The organism is Pseudomonas sp. Q11 (assembly GCF_024494355.1).
Lineage (GTDB): Bacteria > Pseudomonadota > Gammaproteobacteria > Pseudomonadales > Pseudomonadaceae > Aquipseudomonas > Aquipseudomonas hefeiensis.
Genome location: NZ_JAKNQY010000023.1, coordinates 37,696 through 58,110, shown reverse-complemented (window position 1 = coordinate 58,110; position 20,415 = coordinate 37,696). Strand labels below are relative to the sequence as shown.

The 20,415-nt window shown below is 60.1% G+C and carries 18 protein-coding genes and 1 pseudogene; 9 read left to right on the top strand and 10 right to left on the bottom strand.

Translation table 11 applies throughout. The features are described 5' to 3' along the window. The first annotated feature begins 300 nt into the window (after nucleotides 1-300). Nucleotides 301-2,262, top strand: a complete 1,962-nt coding sequence (gene betT / locus MA884_RS21385) for a choline transporter BetT (RefSeq protein WP_256232417.1) — start codon at nucleotides 301-303, stop codon at nucleotides 2,260-2,262. Between the two features lie 12 nt (nucleotides 2,263-2,274). Here the strand turns inward: betT and MA884_RS21380 are convergent, their stop codons facing one another. Then, nucleotides 2,275-3,015 (bottom strand): SDR family oxidoreductase, encoded by a 741-nt coding sequence (locus tag MA884_RS21380; protein WP_256232384.1) that lies wholly within the window; start codon nucleotides 3,013-3,015, stop codon nucleotides 2,275-2,277. Between the two features lie 433 nt (nucleotides 3,016-3,448). Between MA884_RS21380 and mgrA the strand changes: the two genes are divergently transcribed. Then, a complete protein-coding gene (gene mgrA, locus MA884_RS21375) occupies nucleotides 3,449-4,486 on the top strand; it encodes an L-glyceraldehyde 3-phosphate reductase (protein WP_256232383.1) in 1,038 nt (345 codons plus the stop codon). A 126-nt stretch (nucleotides 4,487-4,612) separates the two neighbouring features. Here the strand turns inward: mgrA and gshA are convergent, their stop codons facing one another. The 3 genes from gshA to MA884_RS21360 all read right to left on the bottom strand — a co-directional run bounded on the left by gshA (nucleotide 4,613) and on the right by MA884_RS21360 (nucleotide 9,175). Continuing rightward, the gene (gene gshA / locus MA884_RS21370) at nucleotides 4,613-6,196 is read right to left on the bottom strand and encodes a glutamate--cysteine ligase (protein WP_256232382.1); all 1,584 of its coding nucleotides are present in this window, start codon (nucleotides 6,194-6,196) and stop codon (nucleotides 4,613-4,615) included. A gap of 271 nt (nucleotides 6,197-6,467) precedes the next feature. After that, a complete protein-coding gene (locus tag MA884_RS21365) occupies nucleotides 6,468-6,851 on the bottom strand; it encodes a PaaI family thioesterase (RefSeq protein ID WP_256232381.1) in 384 nt (127 codons plus the stop codon). After that, nucleotides 6,851-9,175 (bottom strand): Tex family protein, encoded by a 2,325-nt coding sequence (locus MA884_RS21360; RefSeq protein ID WP_256232380.1) that lies wholly within the window; start codon nucleotides 9,173-9,175, stop codon nucleotides 6,851-6,853. Before MA884_RS21360 ends, MA884_RS21365 begins: the two co-directional genes overlap by 1 nt. Before the next feature lie 356 nt (nucleotides 9,176-9,531). Here MA884_RS21360 and ompR point away from each other — a divergent pair, with 356 nt between their 5' ends. Together ompR and MA884_RS21350 are read left to right on the top strand one after the other, a co-directional pair. After that, nucleotides 9,532-10,272, top strand: coding sequence for a two-component system response regulator OmpR (gene ompR, locus MA884_RS21355; protein ID WP_025211284.1), 741 nt, complete (start codon nucleotides 9,532-9,534; stop codon nucleotides 10,270-10,272). Between the two features lie 113 nt (nucleotides 10,273-10,385). After that, nucleotides 10,386-11,699 carry an ATP-binding protein gene (locus MA884_RS21350; RefSeq protein WP_139048809.1) on the top strand — a complete coding sequence of 438 codons (1,314 nt, stop codon included), beginning with the start codon at nucleotides 10,386-10,388 and terminating at the stop codon, nucleotides 11,697-11,699. Between the two features lie 85 nt (nucleotides 11,700-11,784). On the opposite strand, the gene rimK is transcribed toward MA884_RS21350, so the two are convergent. Together rimK and MA884_RS21340 are read right to left on the bottom strand one after the other, a co-directional pair. Beyond that, nucleotides 11,785-12,690, bottom strand: coding sequence for a 30S ribosomal protein S6--L-glutamate ligase (gene rimK / locus MA884_RS21345; protein ID WP_003196697.1), 906 nt, complete (start codon nucleotides 12,688-12,690; stop codon nucleotides 11,785-11,787). Further along, nucleotides 12,687-13,151 carry an ATP-dependent zinc protease gene (locus MA884_RS21340; RefSeq protein WP_171061301.1) on the bottom strand — a complete coding sequence of 155 codons (465 nt, stop codon included), beginning with the start codon at nucleotides 13,149-13,151 and terminating at the stop codon, nucleotides 12,687-12,689. Before MA884_RS21340 ends, rimK begins: the two co-directional genes overlap by 4 nt. A gap of 252 nt (nucleotides 13,152-13,403) precedes the next feature. Between MA884_RS21340 and MA884_RS21335 the strand changes: the two genes are divergently transcribed. The 3 genes from MA884_RS21335 (at nucleotide 13,404) to MA884_RS21325 (ending at nucleotide 16,684) form a co-directional block, all read left to right on the top strand. Further along, nucleotides 13,404-13,808 (top strand): S4 domain-containing protein, encoded by a 405-nt coding sequence (locus MA884_RS21335; RefSeq protein WP_256232379.1) that lies wholly within the window; start codon nucleotides 13,404-13,406, stop codon nucleotides 13,806-13,808. 250 nt (nucleotides 13,809-14,058) lie between these two features. Beyond that, on the top strand, nucleotides 14,059-14,961 hold the full coding sequence (gene hslO, locus MA884_RS21330; RefSeq protein ID WP_256232378.1) for an Hsp33 family molecular chaperone HslO: 903 nt from the start codon (nucleotides 14,059-14,061) through the stop codon (nucleotides 14,959-14,961). 178 nt (nucleotides 14,962-15,139) lie between these two features. Next, nucleotides 15,140-16,684: a phosphoenolpyruvate carboxykinase gene (locus MA884_RS21325; protein ID WP_256232377.1), complete on the top strand. Its 1,545-nt coding sequence runs from the start codon at nucleotides 15,140-15,142 to the stop codon at nucleotides 16,682-16,684. Between the two features lie 175 nt (nucleotides 16,685-16,859). Here MA884_RS21325 and MA884_RS21320 read toward each other — a convergent pair whose 3' ends face one another. Then, entirely contained in the window at nucleotides 16,860-17,213 is a 354-nt protein-coding gene (locus tag MA884_RS21320) for a DUF1493 family protein (protein ID WP_256232376.1), read from the bottom strand. Between the two features lie 138 nt (nucleotides 17,214-17,351). Between MA884_RS21320 and MA884_RS21315 the strand changes: the two are divergent. Next, nucleotides 17,352-18,209 (top strand): annotated as a pseudogene (locus MA884_RS21315) (colicin E3/pyocin S6 family cytotoxin); the annotation flags it as partial. 7 nt (nucleotides 18,210-18,216) lie between these two features. Beyond that, nucleotides 18,217-18,471: a colicin E3-like toxin immunity protein gene (locus MA884_RS21310; RefSeq protein WP_256232375.1), complete on the top strand. Its 255-nt coding sequence runs from the start codon at nucleotides 18,217-18,219 to the stop codon at nucleotides 18,469-18,471. A gap of 22 nt (nucleotides 18,472-18,493) precedes the next feature. Here the strand turns inward: MA884_RS21310 and MA884_RS21305 are convergent, their stop codons facing one another. The 3 genes from MA884_RS21305 to MA884_RS21295 form a co-directional block, all read right to left on the bottom strand. After that, nucleotides 18,494-18,760: a hypothetical protein gene (locus tag MA884_RS21305; protein WP_256232374.1), complete on the bottom strand. Its 267-nt coding sequence runs from the start codon at nucleotides 18,758-18,760 to the stop codon at nucleotides 18,494-18,496. Between the two features lie 338 nt (nucleotides 18,761-19,098). Then, nucleotides 19,099-19,230: a hypothetical protein gene (locus tag MA884_RS21300; protein ID WP_256232373.1), complete on the bottom strand. Its 132-nt coding sequence runs from the start codon at nucleotides 19,228-19,230 to the stop codon at nucleotides 19,099-19,101. Nucleotides 19,231-19,332: 102 nt separating this feature from the next. Further along, nucleotides 19,333-20,397 (bottom strand): S8 family peptidase, encoded by a 1,065-nt coding sequence (locus MA884_RS21295; RefSeq protein ID WP_256232372.1) that lies wholly within the window; start codon nucleotides 20,395-20,397, stop codon nucleotides 19,333-19,335. Nucleotides 20,398-20,415: the final 18 nt, after the last annotated feature.

Here is a 20,415-nt window from a genome sequence, read left to right as displayed (position 1 = left end):
GCAGGCTCGCTCCCACAGGGTCTGTGTCAGGTCTGTTGAACACTGAACGAATGCTCTCCAGGCAACGTCATACGCTCCCAGGGGCTAGTGTAGGAAGCATGCCATCCAGCCCCGGGATTAGTCCTCAGCTACCTCTTCATGTTTAACTTGAACGTTCATTCAAGTTAAACCGTCGGTTTGCTGCCCGCTCACAACAGGAGGCTTGCCTTTGCCGAGTCCGTTTTCGATTTTCACGATTTCGCTTTTCCGGGGCCATCGCTCATGAGTGCCACGTCCCTTCCACCCAGCGGCCTGGTTCGTATGAATCCGCCGGTTTTTTACTTTGCAGCGACCTTCATTCTGCTGTTCGGCCTGGTGGTCATCGCCGTGCCGGAGCGGGCCGGTGCCTGGCTGCTGGCGGCGCAGAACTGGGCGGCCAATACGGTCGGCTGGTATTACATGTTGGCGATGACCCTGTATCTGCTCTTCGTGGTGGTCACCGCTTTGTCTGGCTACGGCAAGATCAAGCTGGGTGCCGACCATGACGAGCCCGAATTCAGCTACCTGTCCTGGGCCGGCATGCTGTTCGCTGCGGGTATCAGCATCACGCTGTTTTTTTTCTGTGTCTCCGAACCGCTGACCCATCTGGTGCAGCCACCGCAAGGCGAGGCCGGTACCGCGGATGCAGCGCGCCAGGCCATGCAGATCCTGTTTCTGCACTGGGGCCTGCACGGCTGGGGGGTGTTTGCTTTCGTCGGCATGGCCCTGGCGTACTTTGCCTACCGGCACAATTTGCCGTTGGCCCTGCGTTCAGCGCTGTACCCATTGATCGGCAAACGTATCAATGGCCCCATCGGCTACGCGGTGGACGGCTTTGGCATCATCGCGACCGTGTTCGGCCTCGGCGCGGACATGGGGTTTGGGGTGCTGCACCTCAATTCCGGGCTTGATTACCTGTTCGGCCTCGCCCACACCCAATGGATTCAGGTGGGCCTGATCGTGCTGATGATGGGCGCGGCGATCATCGTGGCGGTGGCCGGCGTCGACAAAGGCGTGCGGGTCATGTCCGACATCAACATGCTGCTGGCCTGTGCGTTGTTGCTGTTCGTGCTGTTTGCCGGACCTACCCAGCATTTGCTCAACACGTTGATCCAGAACATCGGCGATTATCTCGGCGCGCTGCCGATGAAGAGTTTCGACGTGTATGCCTACAACGAACCCAGCGACTGGCTGGGCGGCTGGACGATCTTCTACTGGGCCTGGTGGATCGCGTGGTCGCCGTTCGTGGGGTTGTTCATTGCGCGCATTTCCCGTGGCCGCACCATCCGCGAGTTCGTGTTTGGCGTGCTGCTGATTCCCCTGGGTTTCACCCTGGCGTGGATGTCGATCTTCGGTAACAGCGCCATCGACCAGGTACTGAACCACGGCATGAGTGCCCTGGGTATGTCGGCCTTGGAAAACCCGTCGATGAGCCTTTATTTGCTGCTGGAAACCTATCCATGGAGCAAGACTGTCATCGCGGTGACTGTGTTTATCAGTTTCGTGTTTTTCGTCACGTCAGCCGACTCCGGCACGGTGGTACTTTCGACGTTGTCGGCCAAGGGTGGCAACCCCGATGAAGACGGGCCGAAATGGCTGCGGGTGTTCTGGGGGGCGATGACGGCCCTGGTGACCAGTGCATTGCTGTTCTCCGGCAGCATCGATGCCTTGAAGTCAGCAGTGGTGCTGACTTCCTTGCCGTTCTCGCTGATTTTGCTGCTGATGATGTGGGGCCTGCACAAGGCGTTTTACCTCGAGTCCCAGAAGCAGATCGCGCAGTTGCATTCGCTGGCGCCGGTGTCGGCTTCTCGACGGGGTACGGGCGGCTGGCGACAGCGCTTGAGTCAGGCGGTGCATTTCCCGTCCCGCGATGAGGTCTACCGTTTTCTCGACACCACGGTACGCCCGGCCATCGAAGAGGTGAAAGCGGTGTTCGCCGAGAAAGGCCTGACAGTGGTGACCCAGCCAGACCCGGCCAACGACAGTGTCAGCCTGGAGATCGGCCACGGCGAGCAGCATCCGTTCATCTACCAGGTGCAGATGCGCGGCTACTTCACACCGTCCTTCGCCCGCGGCGGCATGGGCTCCAAGGAGCTCAACAACCGCCGTTACTACCGCGCCGAAGTGCACTTGAGCGAAGGTAGCCAGGATTACGATCTGGTGGGCTACACCAAGGAACAGATCATCAACGACATCCTCGACCAGTACGAGCGGCACATGCAGTTCCTGCACCTGGTGCGCTGATTGGGCTGAACGTCAGACCAGGCCGCCGTTGGCTCGCAGGATTTGCCCGTTCACCCAGCCGGCGGCCGGGCTGACCAGGAAAGAGATGATGCTGGCGATGTCCTCTGGCTGCCCGAGGCGTTCCAGGGGCGGCATTTTGGCGAAGTTCTGGATCTGTTCTTCGCTCTTGCCGTGCAGGAACAGTTCGGTCGCGACCGGGCCGGGGGCTACGGCATTGACCGTGATTTGGCGGCCGCGCAGTTCCTTGGCGAACACTTGCGTCAGTGATTCGACCGCGGCTTTGCTGGCGATGTACACCGAATAGCCGGGCAGGTTCAGGCCAACGGTGCTGCTGGAAAAGTTCACGATCCGGCCACCGTCGTTCAGACGGGCTGCGGCTTCGCGCAGGGTGTTGAAGGTGCCGCGGGTGTTGATGGCGAACGTCTGGTCGAACAGTTCGTCAGTGTGCTGGGCCAAGGGCATCACTTGGAGGGTGCCAGCGTTATTGATCAACACATCCACCTTGCCCAGTTGCGCTTCGGTTTCATCGAACAGCCGGCGGACGTCGCCGGCAGAGGACACATCCGCCTTGATCGCTATGGCTTGGTGGCCGGCCTGGCGCAATTGCACTACCAGTTTCGAGGCTTCGGCGGCGCTGTTGGCGTAGTTGATGACGACGGCGAAACCATCGAGGGCCAGTTGCTTGGCGATTTCGGCACCGATGCCGCGGGAGGCGCCGGTTACGATGGCAACTTTGGAGGTTTGAGGGGGCATGGCAGGGGTCCTTTTGAAGTGGATGAAGCCAGATTCACATGTTTACCCTCGGCGATAAATATCCGACGGTTGCCTTGACTGTTTAATAATTGATAACAATACCCGCGCTGGACGACTCCTCGTTGATTGGCCGATGCATTGCCAATCTGCGGCAGATCACCTGCGTCGACGAGCCCTCGTCCACACCTGATATGCGAACTTTCAGCCTGACGGAGGCGTCTGTGAGGTGTTAGTTTGCGCCTAGTGGCCTGTGTGGTTAGTTCTGTTAGTCAAGTTCGGCGCCAGAAGCCCATATCCTGCGTTGCTGTTCCTCGCCATAGCGGGCTATGACTCGTCACGGCGCCTTGGCTATGGACTTCTGGCATCCGAACTTGAATTAACGAACTAACCACACAGGCCACTAGCATCCGCCATCCGAACAGAGAGACTTTCGATGACCTACACCGCTGCCGAGAATCGCTACGAGTCCATCCCTTACCGCCGTGTCGGTCGCAGCGGTCTGGTGCTGCCGGCGCTGTCGCTGGGGTTGTGGCACAACTTCGGCGACAGCACGCCGATCGACACACAGCGTTCCTTGCTGCGTACGGCGTTTGACCTGGGTATCAATCACTTCGACCTGGCCAACAACTATGGCCCGCCCTACGGCAGCGCCGAGATCAATTTTGGCCGCTTGCTGCGCGAAGACTTCAAGCAGTACCGCGATGAATTAATCATCTCCAGCAAGGCCGGTTGGGACATGTGGCCGGGTCCTTACGGCCAGGGTGGTGGTTCGCGCAAGTACGTGCTGGCCAGCCTGGACCAGAGCCTGCAACGCCTGGGCCTGGACTATGTGGATATCTTCTATTCCCACCGCTTCGACCCCGATACCCCGTTGGAAGAAACCGCCAGCGCGCTGGCCACGGCGGTGCAGCAGGGCAAGGCGTTGTACATTGGCATCTCTTCGTATTCCGGTGTGAAGACCCGGGAAATGGCTGCGCTGCTCAAGGAGTGGAAAGTCCCACTGCTGATTCACCAACCGGCCTACAACCTGCTCAATCGCTGGGTCGAGAAGGACCTGCTGGACGCCACCGATGAATTGGGCGCGGGTGTGATTGCCTTTACGCCGCTGGCCCAGGGCCTGCTGACCGACAAGTACCTCAAGGGCATTCCGGCCGATGCCCGGGTCAATCGCCCAGGGGGTGGTTCGTTGCAGGCTTCGCACCTGTCGCAGGAGAACATCGCCCATGTGCGTGCCCTCAATGAAATTGCCCAGCGTCGCGGCCAGAGCCTGGCGCAAATGGCCCTGGCCTGGACCCTGCGCGATCCACGGGTAACCTCCGCCCTGATCGGCGCCAGCCGGCCGGAGCAGATTATCGAGAACGTCGGGGCGTTGAAGAACCTGAGTTTCAGCGCTGAAGAACTGGCGCAGATCGATCGGTTTGCCCAAGAGGGCGGGATCAATCTGTGGGAGAAGCCTTCGTCGGCTGAGTAACGCCTACACCCCTGTGGCGAGGGAGCTTGCTCCCGCTGGACTGCGCAGCAGGCCTATTTTACGGCCGCTACGCAGCCGAGCGGGAGCAAGCTCCCTCGCCACAAAAGCGTCCTCGTCAAAGAGGGGTTAGTGACTGACCGCCAGAATGCTTGCCTGGTACGCCCCTACAAACACATCGAAATCCTCCACTTCGTTCTGCTCAAGCTCAGCTTGCTGAACCAGGGATTGACGGGCGTTTTCTTCGAATGCGCTCTGTTCCCGGGCAGGCAAGGGCTCGGCGCGGAAGAATTCGGCATGGGCCTTGCTCTGGCGCAGGGAAAACTGGGCGAAACTTTCCTGATGTTCTGCCATGGCGGCCAGCACTTGGGCGGAGGGCGTCAGAGACGCGTCCCGCACCTTCGCCAATTGCGCGTCCAATGCCTGGCGGTGGGCGTCGCCCCCCTGGCTCTGGTCGAGCAGCGATGCCAATGGCGCGATTTTCTCCAATAACTCGACGGCCCAGGATTGCATGTCCACCGCTTGACCCTGGCGCTGCAACTGCAAGCCCGGCCGACGGCCCTCCTTGACCACCGTCAGGAAGTTGTTCGTCGCGTTGCTGCATTCGTTGTTTTCCAGGAGCGGACTGTCGTTGAGGCCGCAATACAGCAGGAACGCATCGAGGAAGCGCGATTCGGTGAGGTCGATGCCCATCGGCAGGAACGGGTTGATGTCCAGGCAACGGACTTCGACGTACTGGATGCCTCGGGCCACCAAAGCCTGGACCGGGCGCTCGCCGGTATAGGTCACGCGTTTGGGGCGGATGTTGGAGTAGTACTCGTTTTCGATCTGCAAAATGTTGGTGTTGAGCTGCACCCACTCACCATTCTTATGCGTGCCGACTTCGACGTAGGGCGCGTACGGTGTCGCCACCGCCTTGCGCAGGCTGTCGGTGTAGCTCGTCAGGTCGTTGTAGCAGGGTGTCAGGCCTGCCTGGGCGTTGCTCTGGTAACCCAGGTCGCTCATGCGCAGGCTGGTGGCATACGGCAGGTACAAGGTGTCCGGGTCCAGCTGTTCCAGCTGGTGCGGGCGGCCACGCAGGAAGCCGGCATCCAGCGCCGGCGAGGCACCGAACAGGTACATCAGCAACCAGCTGTAGCGACGGAAATTACGGATCAGCGCGATGTAGGCCGACGACTGGAAGTCGCGGTCGTTCGCTTCAACGTCTTCGGCCTGGCGCAGCAGCGGCCAGAGTTTTTCCGGCAGGGAAAAATTGTAGTGGATCCCGGCGATGCATTGCATGGTCTTGCCATAGCGCAGGGCCAGACCCTGGCGATAGACATACTTGAGCCGACCGATGTTCGAGGTGCCGTAATAGGCGATCGGGATGTCTTCCTCGGCCGGCAGCGGGCACGGCATCGAAGGACTCCACAGGTACTCGTCGCCGAGCTTGCTGTAGGCAAACCGGTGGATCTTGTCGAGGCTGTGCAAGGTATCGGCCACGTCAGCCTGGGCCGGGGTGATGAACTCCAGCAACGACTCGGAATAGTCGGTGGTGATCTGCTCATTGGTCAGCGCCGAGCCCAGGGCCGCAGGGTGCTGGGTCTGCGCCAGATGCCCCGTGTCCGTGACGCGCAGGCATTCACGTTCGATGCCGTGCAGGCACTGCTCGAGGAGGGATAGGTTGGCGCGCTCGCCGAGCAGAGCCAGGCGGCGGTTTAAAAGGTCGCTCAAGTTGAATTCCTTCACGCGTCAGTCGCCCCAATATGGGGGTGGTCAAGACGGTCTACAAGGGTGAAGTTAAAACTGGCGTTTTCGCCTGGTTTTTGTGCTGCCCAAGGCCAGTCGCGCAACCCTCTGTGGGAGCGGGCTTGCTCGCGAAGAGGACGTGTCAGTCAGCATTGGAGTCGCCTGACACACCGCCTTCGCGAGCAAGCCCGCTCCCACAAGGGATTTCGACACCGCATTCGCAGCGTCGAAATTAACCCAAATCGATGAGAGGGAGCTATAGGACTGCGAAGGTGCCTTGTGCTTTTGCGACCAGTTTGTCGCCTTGCATCACCTCAGCCTCGACCACCAGCGTGCGCCGGCCCGGGTGAATGACCCGGGCCGTGCAGAGCACCTCACCGTCGGAGACGGCGCGAATGTAGTTGATCTTGCATTCGATGGTCGCGCTCTGCTGGTCAAAGCCGTGGACACTGGAACAAGCCAGGCCCATGGCGATGTCCACCAAGCTGAACAACGCTCCGCCGTGCAGTTTGCCGCCACGATTGCGCAGCGGTGGCTCAAGGCTCAGGGCGACTTGCGCCACCCCGTCCTCGAGACTGTGCAGCTGGCAGCCGAGCAGCTTGAAAAACGCGCTTTCCACCAACCCGGCTGGCGCATCCATCAGCGTTTCTTCAACTGTTTGGCATTGGCGAACAGAGAAGCCATGGCGTTGTTCGCCGGGGCCTGCGTGGCGGTTTCCTTGCGCGGCGCGGTGTTTTGCGACTGGCGTGGCGTAGAACCGGGACGCGCCCCGCGGGCGCCGTCGACCTTCTCGCCGGGCGTGTCGCTCATGCGCATCGACAGGCCAACGCGTTTGCGCGGGATGTCGACTTCCATGACCTTGACCTTCACCACATCACCGGCCTTCACCGCTTCGCGTGGGTCCTTGATGAACTTCTCCGACAGCGCCGAGATGTGCACCAGGCCGTCCTGGTGTACGCCGATGTCGACGAAGGCACCGAAGTTGGTGACGTTGGTCACCACGCCTTCGAGGATCATGCCCGGTTGCAGGTCCTTGAGGTCTTCGACGCCGTCCTGGAACTCGGCGGTCTTGAACTCGGGGCGCGGGTCGCGGCCGGGTTTCTCCAGTTCCTGGAGGATGTCGGTCACGGTGGGCAGACCGAAGGTTTCGTCGGTGAATTTTTTCGGGTCCAGGCGCTTGAGAAACGCCGCATCACCGATCAGCGAGCGGATGTCGCGGTCAGTCTGGGCGGCGATGCGTTGCACCAGCGGATAGGCTTCAGGGTGGACAGCCGACGAATCCAGCGGGTTATCGCCGCTCATGACACGCAGGAAACCGGCGGCCTGTTCGAAGGTTTTTTCACCCAGGCGCGGGACTTTCTTCAATGCGGCGCGGGTCTTGAACGCGCCGTGTTCATCGCGGTGGGTGACGATGTTCTGCGCCAGCGTGGCGTTGAGGCCCGAGATACGCGCCAACAGCGCTACCGAAGCGGTGTTCACATCCACGCCCACGGCGTTCACGCAATCTTCCACCACAGCGTCCAGGCCACGGGCCAGTTTCAACTGGGAAACGTCGTGCTGGTACTGGCCGACGCCGATGGATTTCGGGTCGATCTTCACCAGTTCCGCCAGTGGGTCCTGCAGGCGGCGGGCAATGGACACCGCGCCACGGATCGACACGTCCAGGTCCGGGAATTCCTTGGAGGCCAGTTCCGACGCCGAATAAACCGAAGCGCCGGCCTCGGAAACCATGACCTTGGTCATCTTCATGGCCGGGTATTTCTTGATCAGTTCGGCGGCCAGTTTGTCGGTCTCGCGGCTGGCGGTGCCGTTGCCGATGGCGATCAGGTCCACCGAATGCTTGGCGCACAGCGCGGCGAGCACGGCGAGGGTCTGGTCCCACTTGTTATGCGGCACATGGGGGTAGACCGTGGCATGGTCCAGCAGCTTGCCGGTGGCGTCCACCACGGCCACTTTGCAACCGGTGCGCAGGCCCGGGTCCAGGCCCAGGGTGGCGCGCGGCCCGGCCGGTGCGGCCAGCAGCAGGTCGTGCAGGTTGTGAGCGAAGACGTTGATCGCCTCGGTCTCGGCGTTGTCACGCAACTCGCCCAGCAGATCGGTTTCCAGGTGGGTGTAGAGCTTGACCTTCCAGGTCCAGCGCACCACTTCGGCCAGCCATTTGTCGGCGGCGCGGTTCTGGTTCTGAATGCCGAACTGCTGGCCGATCATGCCTTCGCAGGGGTGCATGGTGCCGGGCAACTCATCGCCCACCTTCAGCGCGGAGCTGAGAATGCCTTCGTTACGGCCGCGGAAAATCGCCAGGGCGCGGTGGGATGGCATGCTCTTGAGCGGCTCGTCGTGTTCGAAATAATCGCGGAACTTGGCGCCTTCCTCCTCTTTGCCGGCGATCACTCGGGCGCTGAGAGTGGCTTCCTGCTTAAGGTAATTGCGCAGCTTTTCCAGCAGGTTGGCGTCTTCGGCGAAGCGCTCCATAAGGATGTACTTGGCGCCTTCGAGCGCCGCTTTCACGTCCGCCACACCTTTTTCGGCATCGACGAAACGCGCGGCTTCGGTTTCCGGGGCCAGGCTTGGATCGTTGAACAGGCCATCGGCCAGCTCGCCGAGACCGGCCTCCAGGGCGATCTGGCCCTTGGTGCGGCGCTTTTGCTTGTAGGGCAGGTACAAGTCTTCGAGACGGGTCTTGGTGTCGGCCAGCTTGATGTCGCGCTCAAGTTGCGGGGTCAGCTTGCCCTGTTCCTGGATACTGGCCAGGATGCTGATGCGCCGCTCGTCGAGTTCTCGCATGTAGCGCAGGCGCTCTTCCAGGTGACGCAACTGGATGTCATCGAGGCTGCCGGTCACTTCTTTGCGGTAACGGGCGATAAAGGGCACCGTGGAGCCTTCATCCAGTAGCGCGACGGCCGCTTCGACCTGTTGTGGGCGTACGCCGAGTTCCTCGGCGATGCGGCTGTTGATGCTGTCCATAAAACCACCTGAAAAATTGTGAAATCAGACTCGCCACCGCACATAGCAGGGTTCGGCGAGACTGGTTGAGCGGCCTGGCGTGCGCCGCTGCCTGGGTCAAGAGGCTGCCTGTTGACCCGCGAAATTCAGAAAGTGCTGCCTGGCAAGGGAAAAACGATGTATCGGGATCACGATCCGACATTCCCTGGCACAAAAGGCCGCGCATTATAACCAGCGTTGCGTTCTTAGGGGGGCGTCGTGGTCTGTAGGCTCAATACCTGGATTACTGGAGATAGAGGAAAAATCTGCTAACAATGCACACGGTGCGTATAACGGCAGCTAGGCCATAATGCGCGCCGAGATCAAAGGAGCTTCCTATGAGCAGCACAGCACAAACTGCTGAAGGCGAAAAAATTCTTATTGTTGACGACGATCCGGGGCTGAGCAGCCTGCTGGAGCGCTTTTTCGTCAGCAAGGGCTACCGCGCCCGCACCGTACCGAACACCGAACAAATGGATCGGTTGCTGGCCCGTGAAGTCTTCAATCTGGTGGTCCTCGACCTGATGTTGCCTGGCGAAGACGGTTTGACGGCCTGCCGTCGCCTGCGTGGTGCCAACAACCAGATCCCGATCATCATGCTCACTGCCAAGGGCGATGAGCTGAGCCGTATCAAGGGGCTGGAACTGGGCGCCGACGATTACCTGGCCAAGCCGTTCAACCCGGACGAACTGATGGCCCGGGTCAAGGCGGTGTTGCGTCGTCAGTCGGCCCCGGTGCCTGGCGCCCCGGGCAGCGAAGATGAAAGCGTGACCTTCGGCGACTATGAACTGTCCCTGGCCACCCGCGAACTCAAGCGTGGCGACGAGATACACATGCTCACCACCGGTGAGTTCGCCGTGCTCAAGGCCCTGGTAATGAACGCCCGTCAGCCGCTGACCCGCGACAAGCTGATGAATCTGGCCCGTGGCCGTGAATGGGATGCACTGGAGCGCTCCATCGACGTGCAGATTTCCCGCCTGCGCCGGATGATCGAGCCCGATCCTTCCAAACCGCGTTATATCCAGACCGTCTGGGGCGTGGGGTACGTCTTCGTGCCGGATGGCGCCGCCAGCAAGTGATCGGTGATTTGTAGGAGCGGGTGGCCCGGCTGGTTGAATGTCTTCCTCCAGGCGACTCGCGGTCCGTTATTGTGCGAGCATCGCTCGCTCCTGCAAGTGTGTAGCGGCTATTCATGAAAACCCCCGTTTGGTTCCCCCAGAGTTTCTTTTCCCGCACCCTCTGGCTGGTGTTGATTGTCGTGCTCTTTTCCAAGGCGCTGACGCTCGTCTACTTGTTGATGAACGAAGATGTGCTGGTGGACCGGCAGTACAGCCACGGCGTTGCCTTGACCCTTCGAGCCTATTGGGCCGCCGATGAAGCCAACCGGGAGAAGATTGCCGAAGCGGCGACCCTGATCCGGGTGGTTGGCGCCGGTGTGCCGGAAGGCGAGCAACACTGGCCTTACAGCGAGATCTATCAACGGCAGATGCAGGATGAACTCGGCGCCGATACCGAAGTGCGATTGCGCATGCACTCGCCTCCGGCGCTGTGGGTGCGTGCGCCGAGCCTGGGGGATGGCTGGTTGAAGGTGCCGTTGTACCCCCACCCGTTGCGCGGCCAGAAAATCTGGAACGTGCTTGGCTGGTTCCTGGCCATCGGCCTGTTGTCGACCGCTTCGGCGTGGATCTTCGTCAGCCAGCTCAATCAGCCGCTCAAACGCCTGGTCTACGCGGCCCGGCAACTGGGCCAGGGCCGTAGCGTGCGGTTGCCCATCAGCGACACTCCCAGTGAAATGACCGAGGTGTACCGCGCGTTCAACCAGATGGCCGAGGACGTCGAGCAGGCCGGGCGCGAGCGTGAACTGATGCTGGCGGGCGTCTCCCACGACCTGCGCACACCGTTGACCCGTTTACGGCTGTCGCTGGAGTTGATGGGCGAGCACACCGACCTGACCGATGAAATGGTCCGCGATATCGAAGACATGGACGCGATTCTCGATCAGTTCCTGGCGTTCATTCGCGACGGTCGGGACGAGTCTGTGGAAGAGGTCGACCTCAGCGAGCTGGTACGGGAAGTGGCCGCGCCCTATAACCAGAACTCCGAAAAAGTGCACCTGCGCCTGGAGCCGATCCAGCCGTTCCCGCTGCGTCGGGTGTCGATGAAGCGATTGTTGAATAACCTGATCGGCAATGCCTTGAATCACGCCGGCACGGGCGTCGAGGTGGCGGCCTATGTCTCCGGTGATACCAGCGCGCCCTATGTGGTGCTCAGCGTCATGGACCGTGGTGCCGGGATCGATCCGTCGGAACTGGAAGCCATTTTCAACCCCTTCACTCGGGGCGATCGCGCTCGGGGCGGAAAGGGCACGGGATTGGGCCTGGCCATTGTCAAGCGCATCGCTTCGATGCACGGCGGCAATGTCGAACTGCGCAACCGCGTCGGCGGTGGGCTGGAAGCGCGGGTGAGGTTGCCGTTGGGGTTGTTGTTGCCTAGGGATGCGGTATAGAGGCAGCTGCAAGCCTCAAGTTTTAAGCTGCAAGTGAGCGGCGGCTAACTCTTGCAGCTTGAAGCTTATAGCTTGCCGCTGCTCTTCAGCCCTTCCCCTTGGTCCGGGTCATGTTCGGCCCGCCATTCTTTTCCAGATGCTCGATGATGATCCCCGCCACGTTCTTGCTCGTGGTGGTCTCGATCCCTTCCAGGCCCGGTGAGGAGTTGACCTCCATCACCAGCGGCCCGTGATTGGAGCGCAGGATGTCTACGCCCGCCACGGCCAGGCCCATGACTTTTGCGGCGCGCAGGGCGGTCATGCGTTCTTCGGGGGTGATCTTGATCAGACTGGCACTGCCGCCGCGATGCAGGTTGGAGCGAAACTCCCCGGGTTTGGCCTGACGCTTCATCGAGGCGATCACCTTGTCGCCGACCACGAAACAGCGAATGTCCGCGCCACCGGCTTCCTTGATGTATTCCTGAACCATGATGTTCTGCTTCAGGCCCATGAACGCCTCGATCACCGACTCTGCCGCCGTCGCGGTTTCACACAAAACCACGCCGATACCCTGGGTGCCTTCCAGCACCTTGATGACCAGGGGCGCGCCGTTGACCATGGCAATCAGGTCGGGAATGTCGTCGGGAGAGTGGGCGAAACCGGTCACCGGCAAGCCGATCCCACGGCGGGACAACAATTGCAGCGAGCGCAGCTTGTCCCGGGAGCGGGCAATGGCCACGGACTCGTTGAGAGGAAACACGCCCATCATTTCGAACTGACGCAGCACCGCGCAGCCATAGAACGTTACTGACGCACCAATGCGCGGGATCACTGCATCGAATCCCTCCAGCGGCTTGCCACGGTAGTGGATCTGCGGCTTGTGGCTGGCAATGTTCATGTAGGCGCGCAGGGTATCGATCACCACCATTTCATGGCCACGTTCGGTCCCGGCTTCAACCAGGCGACGAGTGGAATACAGACGCGGGTTACGCGACAGCACAGCGATCTTCATGCAACACCTGTGGCAGAGGTAGTGGACACCGGGAACACCGGCTTGTCTTGAACGTATTTGATGCCTGGATTGACCACCAGTTGGCCGTCGATCAAGGCTTTTGAACCCAACAACAGGCGATATCGCATGGATTTGCGGCAGGCGAGGGTGAACTCTACTCGCCAGATCCGATCCCCCAGTGCCAGCGTCGTGCTGATCACGTAGCGGACCTGAGCGTGGCCGTTGGAGCTTTTTATCGTTTTGCGCGCCACCAACGGGGCTTCGCAGCGGCGATGGCGCAACTGCACCACCGTGCCCAGGTGCGCGGTGAAACGCACCCATTTTTCACCGTCGCGCTCGAACGGCTCGATGTCGGTGGCGTGCAGGCTGGAGGTGCTGGCGCCGGTGTCGATTTTTGCCCGCAGGCCCGCGACACCCAGATCCGGGAGCGCCACCCACTCGCGCAGACCGACAACGGTCAGATGGTCAAAAGTCTTCAATAAAAAAACCTGCGATCAGTACATCGGATCGTGGAGCCCGCGAATCGCGGTATTCACGCAGAATAATCACAAAATGGCGACAGTTATCTACACACCTGTTTCCGCTCGTAACCGACACCGACCCCTTACCGGGCCGCAAGTCAGTTCGGCCGGCATTCTATCCGTCAGACCGGATTCGTGCGCCCGACAAAAACGGTAGTACAGTTCTGACTATTGACTGAAAGAGGAATTGCAGTGGCACAAAAAAAGGAAGAAGACGACAAGGTCCGTCTCGATAAATGGTTGTGGGCAGCGCGATTCTATAAAACCCGCGCCCTGGCCAAGACCGCCATCGAAAGCGGCAAGGTCCATCACCGGGGCGAACGCTGCAAACCGGGCAAGGAGCCTCGCATCGGCGACGAATATGTCATTCGCGCCGGCTTCGATGAAAAGACCGTGGTGGTCGAGGCTCTGTCGATCGTGCGTCGCGGCGCACCTGAAGCGCAGGCGCTGTATCGCGAAACCGAAGCCAGCATCGCCAAGCGTGAAACCGCCGCCGCGCAACGCAAGGCCGGCGCCCTGGGTGTCAGCACCGACGGCAAGCCGAGCAAGAAGCAGCGCCGGGACCTGTTCAAGTTCCATGGCAGCAATAGCGAATAAGGCACCGGCCATTTGAGCTCATCCGTGGCGAGGGAGCTTGCTCCCGCTGGGCTGCGCAGCGCCCCAAAATCTTACGGTCGCTGCGCAACCGAGCGGGAGCAAGCTCCCTCGCCACAATGTGTCAGGCCTGCACATTCAGATGAGGTGTCAGCGCCGTCCCGTCAGGCAAACCCAAGCCTTGCTTGGAACCCACCCTGAATGCCCATAAAATGCCCGCCATCAATTGTCATCACCTCAGATACCAGACCTTATGACTGATTTACCGGATACCGACTACACCCAGCGCTTCATCTTCGATGACAGCGACACTCGAGGCGAACTGGTGGCGCTGGAGCGTAGCTACGCCGAAGTCCTTGCCAAGCATCCCTATCCGGAACCGGTCGCCCAACTGCTCGGTGAACTGATGGCGGCTGCGGCGCTGCTGGTCGGAACCTTGAAATTCGATGGCTTGCTGATTCTCCAGGCGCGTTCCGAAGGCCCGGTGCCGCTGCTGATGATCGAATGCTCCAGCGAGCGCGAGATCCGCGGCCTGGCCCGCTACCACGCCGAGCAGATCGCCCCCGACGCGACCCTGGCCGACATGATGCCCGATGGTGTGCTGGCCCTGACGGTCGATCCAACCCACGGCAAGCGCTACCAGGGCATTGTCGATCTCGATGGCACGTCGCTGGCTGAATGCTTCACCAACTACTTCGTCATGTCCCAACAGACCAACACTCGCTTCTGGCTCTACGCCGACGGGCGGCGCGCCCGCGGTCTGCTGCTGCAGCAATTGCCCGCCGACCGCCTTCGCGACCCGGAAGAACGTGACGCCAGTTGGCAGCACATCACCGCTCTGGCCAGCACCCTGCGCGCCGATGAGCTGCTGAGCCTGGACAATGAAACCGTGCTGCATCGCCTCTACCACGAAGAGCAGGTGCGCCTGTTCGACGGTCAGTCGTTGCGCTTCCAATGCAGCTGCTCCCGTGAACGTTCCGCCAATGCGTTGGTCAGTCTGGGTCTGGAAGATGCGCAGCAACTGGTGATCGAGCATGGTGGCGCCATCGAGATCGATTGCCAGTTTTGCAACGAGCGCTACCTGTTCGACGCCGCGGACATCACTCAATTGTTCGCCGGTGCGGGTGTCGACACACCGTCAGATACTCGTCACTAAAACGGTTCAGCGCAGGTAAATCTCCTGGCAAACGCCGGATTTACGCCGTACTGACGGGAGGGCCCTACTTTTTTTGGGCTTTTCTGGCATAATCCGGCCCACTTTTTTCGGGTAGTAGTGCGCGACTTCCTACTACAAAACGTTTGGAGCACTCGGCCACAGGCCGACGGGGAATCTCATGACGCAAGCCAATAACGCCGTGTACACCGATCTGAGTGTCGATGATCTGGTCAAAGAAGCCCTGAGTCGCGGTGAAGGCGAGCTTGCCGATACTGGCGCGCTGGTTGTTCGCACCGGTCATCGTACCGGTCGTTCGCCGGTTGACCGTTTCATCGTTGAAGAGCCGACCACCCAGGGCGCCATCGCCTGGGGCCCGATCAACCGCAAGTTCCCGGCCGACAAGTTCGACGCCCTGTGGGACCGCGTAGAAGCCTATCTGGGCGAGCGTGAGCGTTTTGTGTCCCACGTGCATGTAGGTTCCGATCCTGCGCACTACCTGCCGGTCAAGATGACCACCGAGACTGCCTGGCACAACCTGTTCGGTCGCTGCCTGTTCATCAATCCCGAGCAGTACAACGCCGGTGGCAAGGATGAATGGCAGATCCTCAACGCGCCGAACTTCGTCTGCGAGCCTGAGCGCGATGGCACCAATTCCGACGGCACCGTGATCATCAACTTCGCGGCCAAGAAAGTGCTGATCGCCGGCATGCGTTACGCCGGTGAAATGAAGAAAGCCCTGTTCTCCGTCCAGAACTTCCTGCTGCCGGCGGTTGACGTACTGCCGATGCACTGCGCGGCCAACATGGGCGAAGAGGGCGATGTGACCCTGTTCTTCGGCCTGTCGGGCACGGGTAAAACCACGCTGTCCGCCGATGAAAGCCGTTACCTGATCGGCGACGACGAGCACGGCTGGGGCGTTGGCGTGGTCTTCAACATCGAAGGCGGTTGCTATGCCAAGTGCATCGACCTGTCCGAGAAGAACGAGCCGGTTATCTGGAAAGCCATCCAGCACGGCGCCGTGCTGGAAAACGTCGTCCTGGACCCGGTCACCAAGAAAGCTGATTACGCCGACGACAGCCTGACCCAGAACAGCCGCGCCGCGTACCCGCGTGAACTGATCGAAAAACGCGCACCGAAAAACCTCGGCGGCGAGCCAAACGCCGTGATCTTCCTGACTTGCGACCTGACCGGCGTACTGCCACCGGTATCGATCCTCAGTGAAGAACAAGCCGCCTACCACTTCCTGTCCGGCTACACCGCACTGGTGGGCTCGACCGAAATGGGTTCGGGCAGCGGCATCAAGTCGACGTTCTCCACCTGCTTCGGCGCCCCGTTCTTCCCGCGTCCTGCCGGTGAATACGCTGAGCTGCTGATCAAGCGTATCCGTGGCTTCGGCTCCAAGGTCTATCTGGTCAACACCGGCTGGACCGGCGGTGGCTATGGTGTCGGCAAGCGTTTCAACATCCCGACCACCCGTGCGGTGATCGCGGCGATCCAGAGCGGCGCGCTGATCGGTGTGGAAACCGAGCACCTGGACATCATCAACCTGGACGTGCCGCTGGCTGTTCCGGGCGTTGATACTGGTTTGTTGAACCCACGCAACACCTGGGCTGACAAGGTTGCCTACGACGAAGCGGCCAAGGCATTGGCTGGCTTGTTCATTGAGAACTTCAAGAAGTTTGAAGTGAGCGACGCGATCAAGGCCGCTGGGCCGCAGCTGTAAGGCTTGGTTCGCGAATGAAAAAAACCGCCCTTTTTAGGGCGGTTTTTTTATGGACGGCTTTTTTGAGGGGGGTGCGGATGCAATGCTGTGCTGCTCCCGGCTCGAAAGCAGCCATTATTACAGCTGAGATCACGGCAAACAGCCAGAATAATGCCACTTAAGGCGTGCCATTCGGCTACACCCCTTCCACTTCCTGCGTCTCCCAGCGCTGAGCCTTGATTGCCTTGTAGAGCATCCCAATGGTCAGTGGCACCTTGCTGCCACGGCCCTTGGCCCTGCGCTTTTGAAACACATCAAATCCTTCCGGCTGAAAGTAGCGGTACGCGTCGTAGTCAATGAGGTCGAGGGCGAACCGCTCCTCCAAGGCCTCCATCAGATGCCGAGCATCCGCGCCATCGCAGCCAAGATCGAGATTGATCGCCGTGTCCAGTCGAAGGGTCTTGCGCTCGGGCAGGCCGATTTCTTCGTGGAGCAGTTCCATGAGTTGGCGCATGGCGTGATCGTCGGGGAAGTCTGGGGCGAGGTGCATGGCGAGGTTTCCGGGGTATTGGGGCGCATCTGTATGGGTGGAAAGTTTAGGGTGAAATCGTTGCCGTTGGAAAAAGAAGAAACGTCTCACAGCAGTCTAGGAACTGTCTGCTGAGTATTGCTTTGGTTCGCCCGGTAAGGTTCGCCACCCTTGAGCGGGGCGGCACTGGCCTCGATCGGTGCCGACGTCGGTGCTGTGGCTGGCGCGATCACCGCGCCGGTGGCTGCGGGCGCGCTCATTGGTCTGGTGGGATTACTGGCGCCCACGAACCTGGCCGACGGCTCCTTGTACACCGAAGAGCAACTGCGCTCCCTGGAGCATGCTCGCACCCGGGTTCGGTTGCATGTCGAAACCCAGGTTGACGGAACGCTCAAGGGGTACGGCTACAACACCCAGACACGACGCGACTGGGAAATGATTCCCGTTGTGACGTTCCTGGCTCGCGGCGAGCAGCAAGTGGCGGAGTTTGGCGATGGGGTCGAGTTGATCTGGACGCCGGCAGTGGACCCCAGCGCAACGTTGGGCATCCCGGCTTTGGAGGCGGCGCCACAGGCTCCGCACATCTGGATCTTTCCCCCGACGCCGGCGGCGGACAGCATTATCGTTAACCCGATTTATCCGCCGGAGTATAAGGATTTCATTCTTGTGTTTCCGGCGGATTCTGGGGTTTCGCCGTTGTATGTTGTTTTCAGCATTCGGAGTAAAGGCCTGCCAGAGGCAGGACATGATTATCATCGGGCACCGAAGACAGAGGAAATTATTGGGTTTTCTGACTTAAACATCGCCAAACAAAAGACGCCTCGCCAGGGCGGAGGTGGTTTTCGAGAGCGCTGGACCGATAAAAAAGGGAGAACTATTTATGAGTGGGATTTCATGCACGGCGAGCTAGAGGCATACCGTGCAAGCGATGGGAGCCATCTAGGTTCTTATGATCATTTAACGGGCGAGCAAATTGATCGCCCCAAACCAAATCGTAATATAAAAAAATATTTGTGAGGGAAGTATGGGGTTAAAGCTGAAGTTGAGTTGGTATGACAAAATAACCGAGCTAGGTGAAGGGCGTGAGTATTCGAAGGATTTCGGCGACGATCCTTGGGTGCTTGATGCTCTTGGGGTTCCTGTAGAGGACAATATTAATGTGGGTGGGTTTAACGTAAATAATGAGTGGGCTGGGATACTACAGCCTCATTTCGAGCACGCTTTGGATTTATCGATGTATGACTATCAAGTGTCTTTTGATTACCGGGATGTCTGGTAACCATAAAACTTAAAGCCAACCCTCAACGCAACCGCTGCCGCACCACCTCCAGCAGTTCGCTGCCATCCTGAACCAGCAGGTAAAGCGCGTGGACAATGCTGGGGATGTCCTTCACGTCGGCATGTTTGAAGCAGAGGCAGTGAAGGGTTTCGAGCAGGTCGCTGGAGGCGCGGATTCTTTGGGCGGCGGCGTCGCAGAGGTCGTGGATATCGGTCTCGGTGTCGATGGCCAGGACCGGTGTGCTGTTGAGCGGTTGGTATCGGTCGGCAGGCGAATTGTGTGTTTGCATTTGAGCTTCTCAGTACGATTTCGGATCGCGCCCCGGACTATAGAGAGCTCTGTCCATACGCGGCAATATGGCTTGGAGGGACAGATTGTGTAGGGCGTTTACCAACGTCTGACGCCCGGCTTGGCGCTTTTTCCTGGTTGTTGCAGCCTGTTTTCACTTTCCATTCAAACATCAGGCGGATCCTACAAATCTGCTGTAAGAAGGGTCTCAGAAGCGGTAGGCCACTTCCGATAAACCCGTAATAGCGGCATTCGATCCGTCGTCCATGAATACGTACTGGCGGGGGCTCAAGCGCTAAAGCGCGCATGAGCCCGGGTCTTGGTGGGTCAAGCGGGCGATCAGGAGGTTGCAGGCATCGCGGCTGGGGATTCGACAATCGCCAGCAGTGGTGGCTCTTCGGGAATTTTCATGCATCCGCCCAGCAGCAGGGACAGGATGAGGGTGGTGGCTAAAGTCAGTTTGTGCGACATGATGGTTTCCTTTTTTGACGTCCGCGAGCATTAGGCGTCCTGCCGTTACGGGGTTCGCGGAGAATGTGTCCTGGATGTCGTGAGCGAGCGGGGCGCGGGGTTTCAATCAGCCATTTGTTCAGGAGCGCGTAGCGCGGCAGCCTCAAGGTCCATCAACCCTCTGCCGTAGGCTTCGCTGTTGGCGTAGATGCCAGTGCGGTTTGCTGTCGCCAGCAGATGTTCGCGCACTTGCTGTGCGTTGAGCTGCGGGTAGAGGCTTTGCAGTGCAGCCAGTGCGCCACTGACCAACGCAGCGGCCGGGGATGTGCCGGCGGTTTGCACGTAACGGCCATCCTTGCCCACTGTAAGCAGGCCTGCCTCTGGACCTGCGTCGCCGCCGGGTACGGCGATGCACCAGGCGGCTGCGACGCCGCAATAGTTGGATTTTCCATTGATGGTGCTGCCATCGTTTTTCAACGCCACGACCGCGATCCAGCCTTTCTCCAGTTCCGGCAATGCTGCCGGTAATCCAGGTTCGGCCAAGGGCTCGCGCTTGAGCTCATTGCCGGTCGGGAAGACAAATACGGCGCCGTCTTCCACCAGTTTTCGGGCAGCGGCCAGGGAGTTGGGCATCACCTGGTTGTAACGTGCTTCAGTGATTTCGGTGGCGGGAATGGCGTTGGCCCACGAGTTATTGAACAGGCGCGCGCCCTTGTCGAAACCGCTTTGCCAGGACTGCGCGATTTCGCTATCGAAGAAAAACGGTTCGTTGTCGTCGCCGAAACGAAAAGGGATCAACCGGGCGTTGAACGCAATGCCATGCATGCCCTGGTCGTCCTTGTTGGCGGCGAGGATGCCGGCCATTTGCGTGCCGTGACCGACCCGGTCAAGGGTGCCGGGACGGTTTTCGACATGGTCGAATCCGGGATCACCCAGCCTGCCCTCGAACTCCGTCAGCCTGCTGTTCAGTCCAGAGTCGATCAGCGCGACGGTCACGTTCTGGCCGGTGCCACCTCGGGCATACAGAGCTGAGGCTTTGACGATGGCCAGACCTTGCTGGGCGCGGTATTCCGGTGTTTCGAACACGGTGGTTCGCATGTCGGGTTGTGCTGGGATGGTCAAGCAACCGGCCAGCAGTGAGGCCGACGTTAGCGCCAGGGTGCGTAGCGCGGAAAATGGATGTGACATGGTTCAGTCCTTGAGCGG

Coding starts and splice junctions, on each gene's coding strand:
- MA884_RS21380 (WP_256232384.1), bottom strand. CDS start 3,015: ATGCCCCCTCAAACCTCCAAAGTTGCCATCGTAACCGGCGCCTCCCGC.
- betT (WP_256232417.1), top strand. CDS start 301: ATGAATCCGCCGGTTTTTTACTTTGCAGCGACCTTCATTCTGCTGTTC.
- MA884_RS21305 (WP_256232374.1), bottom strand. CDS start 18,760: ATGCAAACACACAATTCGCCTGCCGACCGATACCAACCGCTCAACAGC.
- MA884_RS21310 (WP_256232375.1), top strand. CDS start 18,217: ATGGGGTTAAAGCTGAAGTTGAGTTGGTATGACAAAATAACCGAGCTA.
- ompR (WP_025211284.1), top strand. CDS start 9,532: ATGAGCAGCACAGCACAAACTGCTGAAGGCGAAAAAATTCTTATTGTT.
- mgrA (WP_256232383.1), top strand. CDS start 3,449: ATGACCTACACCGCTGCCGAGAATCGCTACGAGTCCATCCCTTACCGC.
- MA884_RS21360 (WP_256232380.1), bottom strand. CDS start 9,175: ATGGACAGCATCAACAGCCGCATCGCCGAGGAACTCGGCGTACGCCCA.
- rimK (WP_003196697.1), bottom strand. CDS start 12,690: ATGAAGATCGCTGTGCTGTCGCGTAACCCGCGTCTGTATTCCACTCGT.
- MA884_RS21295 (WP_256232372.1), bottom strand. CDS start 20,397: ATGTCACATCCATTTTCCGCGCTACGCACCCTGGCGCTAACGTCGGCC.
- MA884_RS21350 (WP_139048809.1), top strand. CDS start 10,386: ATGAAAACCCCCGTTTGGTTCCCCCAGAGTTTCTTTTCCCGCACCCTC.
- MA884_RS21320 (WP_256232376.1), bottom strand. CDS start 17,213: ATGCACCTCGCCCCAGACTTCCCCGACGATCACGCCATGCGCCAACTC.
- MA884_RS21300 (WP_256232373.1), bottom strand. CDS start 19,230: ATGTCGCACAAACTGACTTTAGCCACCACCCTCATCCTGTCCCTGCTG.
- MA884_RS21325 (WP_256232377.1), top strand. CDS start 15,140: ATGACGCAAGCCAATAACGCCGTGTACACCGATCTGAGTGTCGATGAT.
- hslO (WP_256232378.1), top strand. CDS start 14,059: ATGACTGATTTACCGGATACCGACTACACCCAGCGCTTCATCTTCGAT.
- MA884_RS21365 (WP_256232381.1), bottom strand. CDS start 6,851: ATGGATGCGCCAGCCGGGTTGGTGGAAAGCGCGTTTTTCAAGCTGCTC.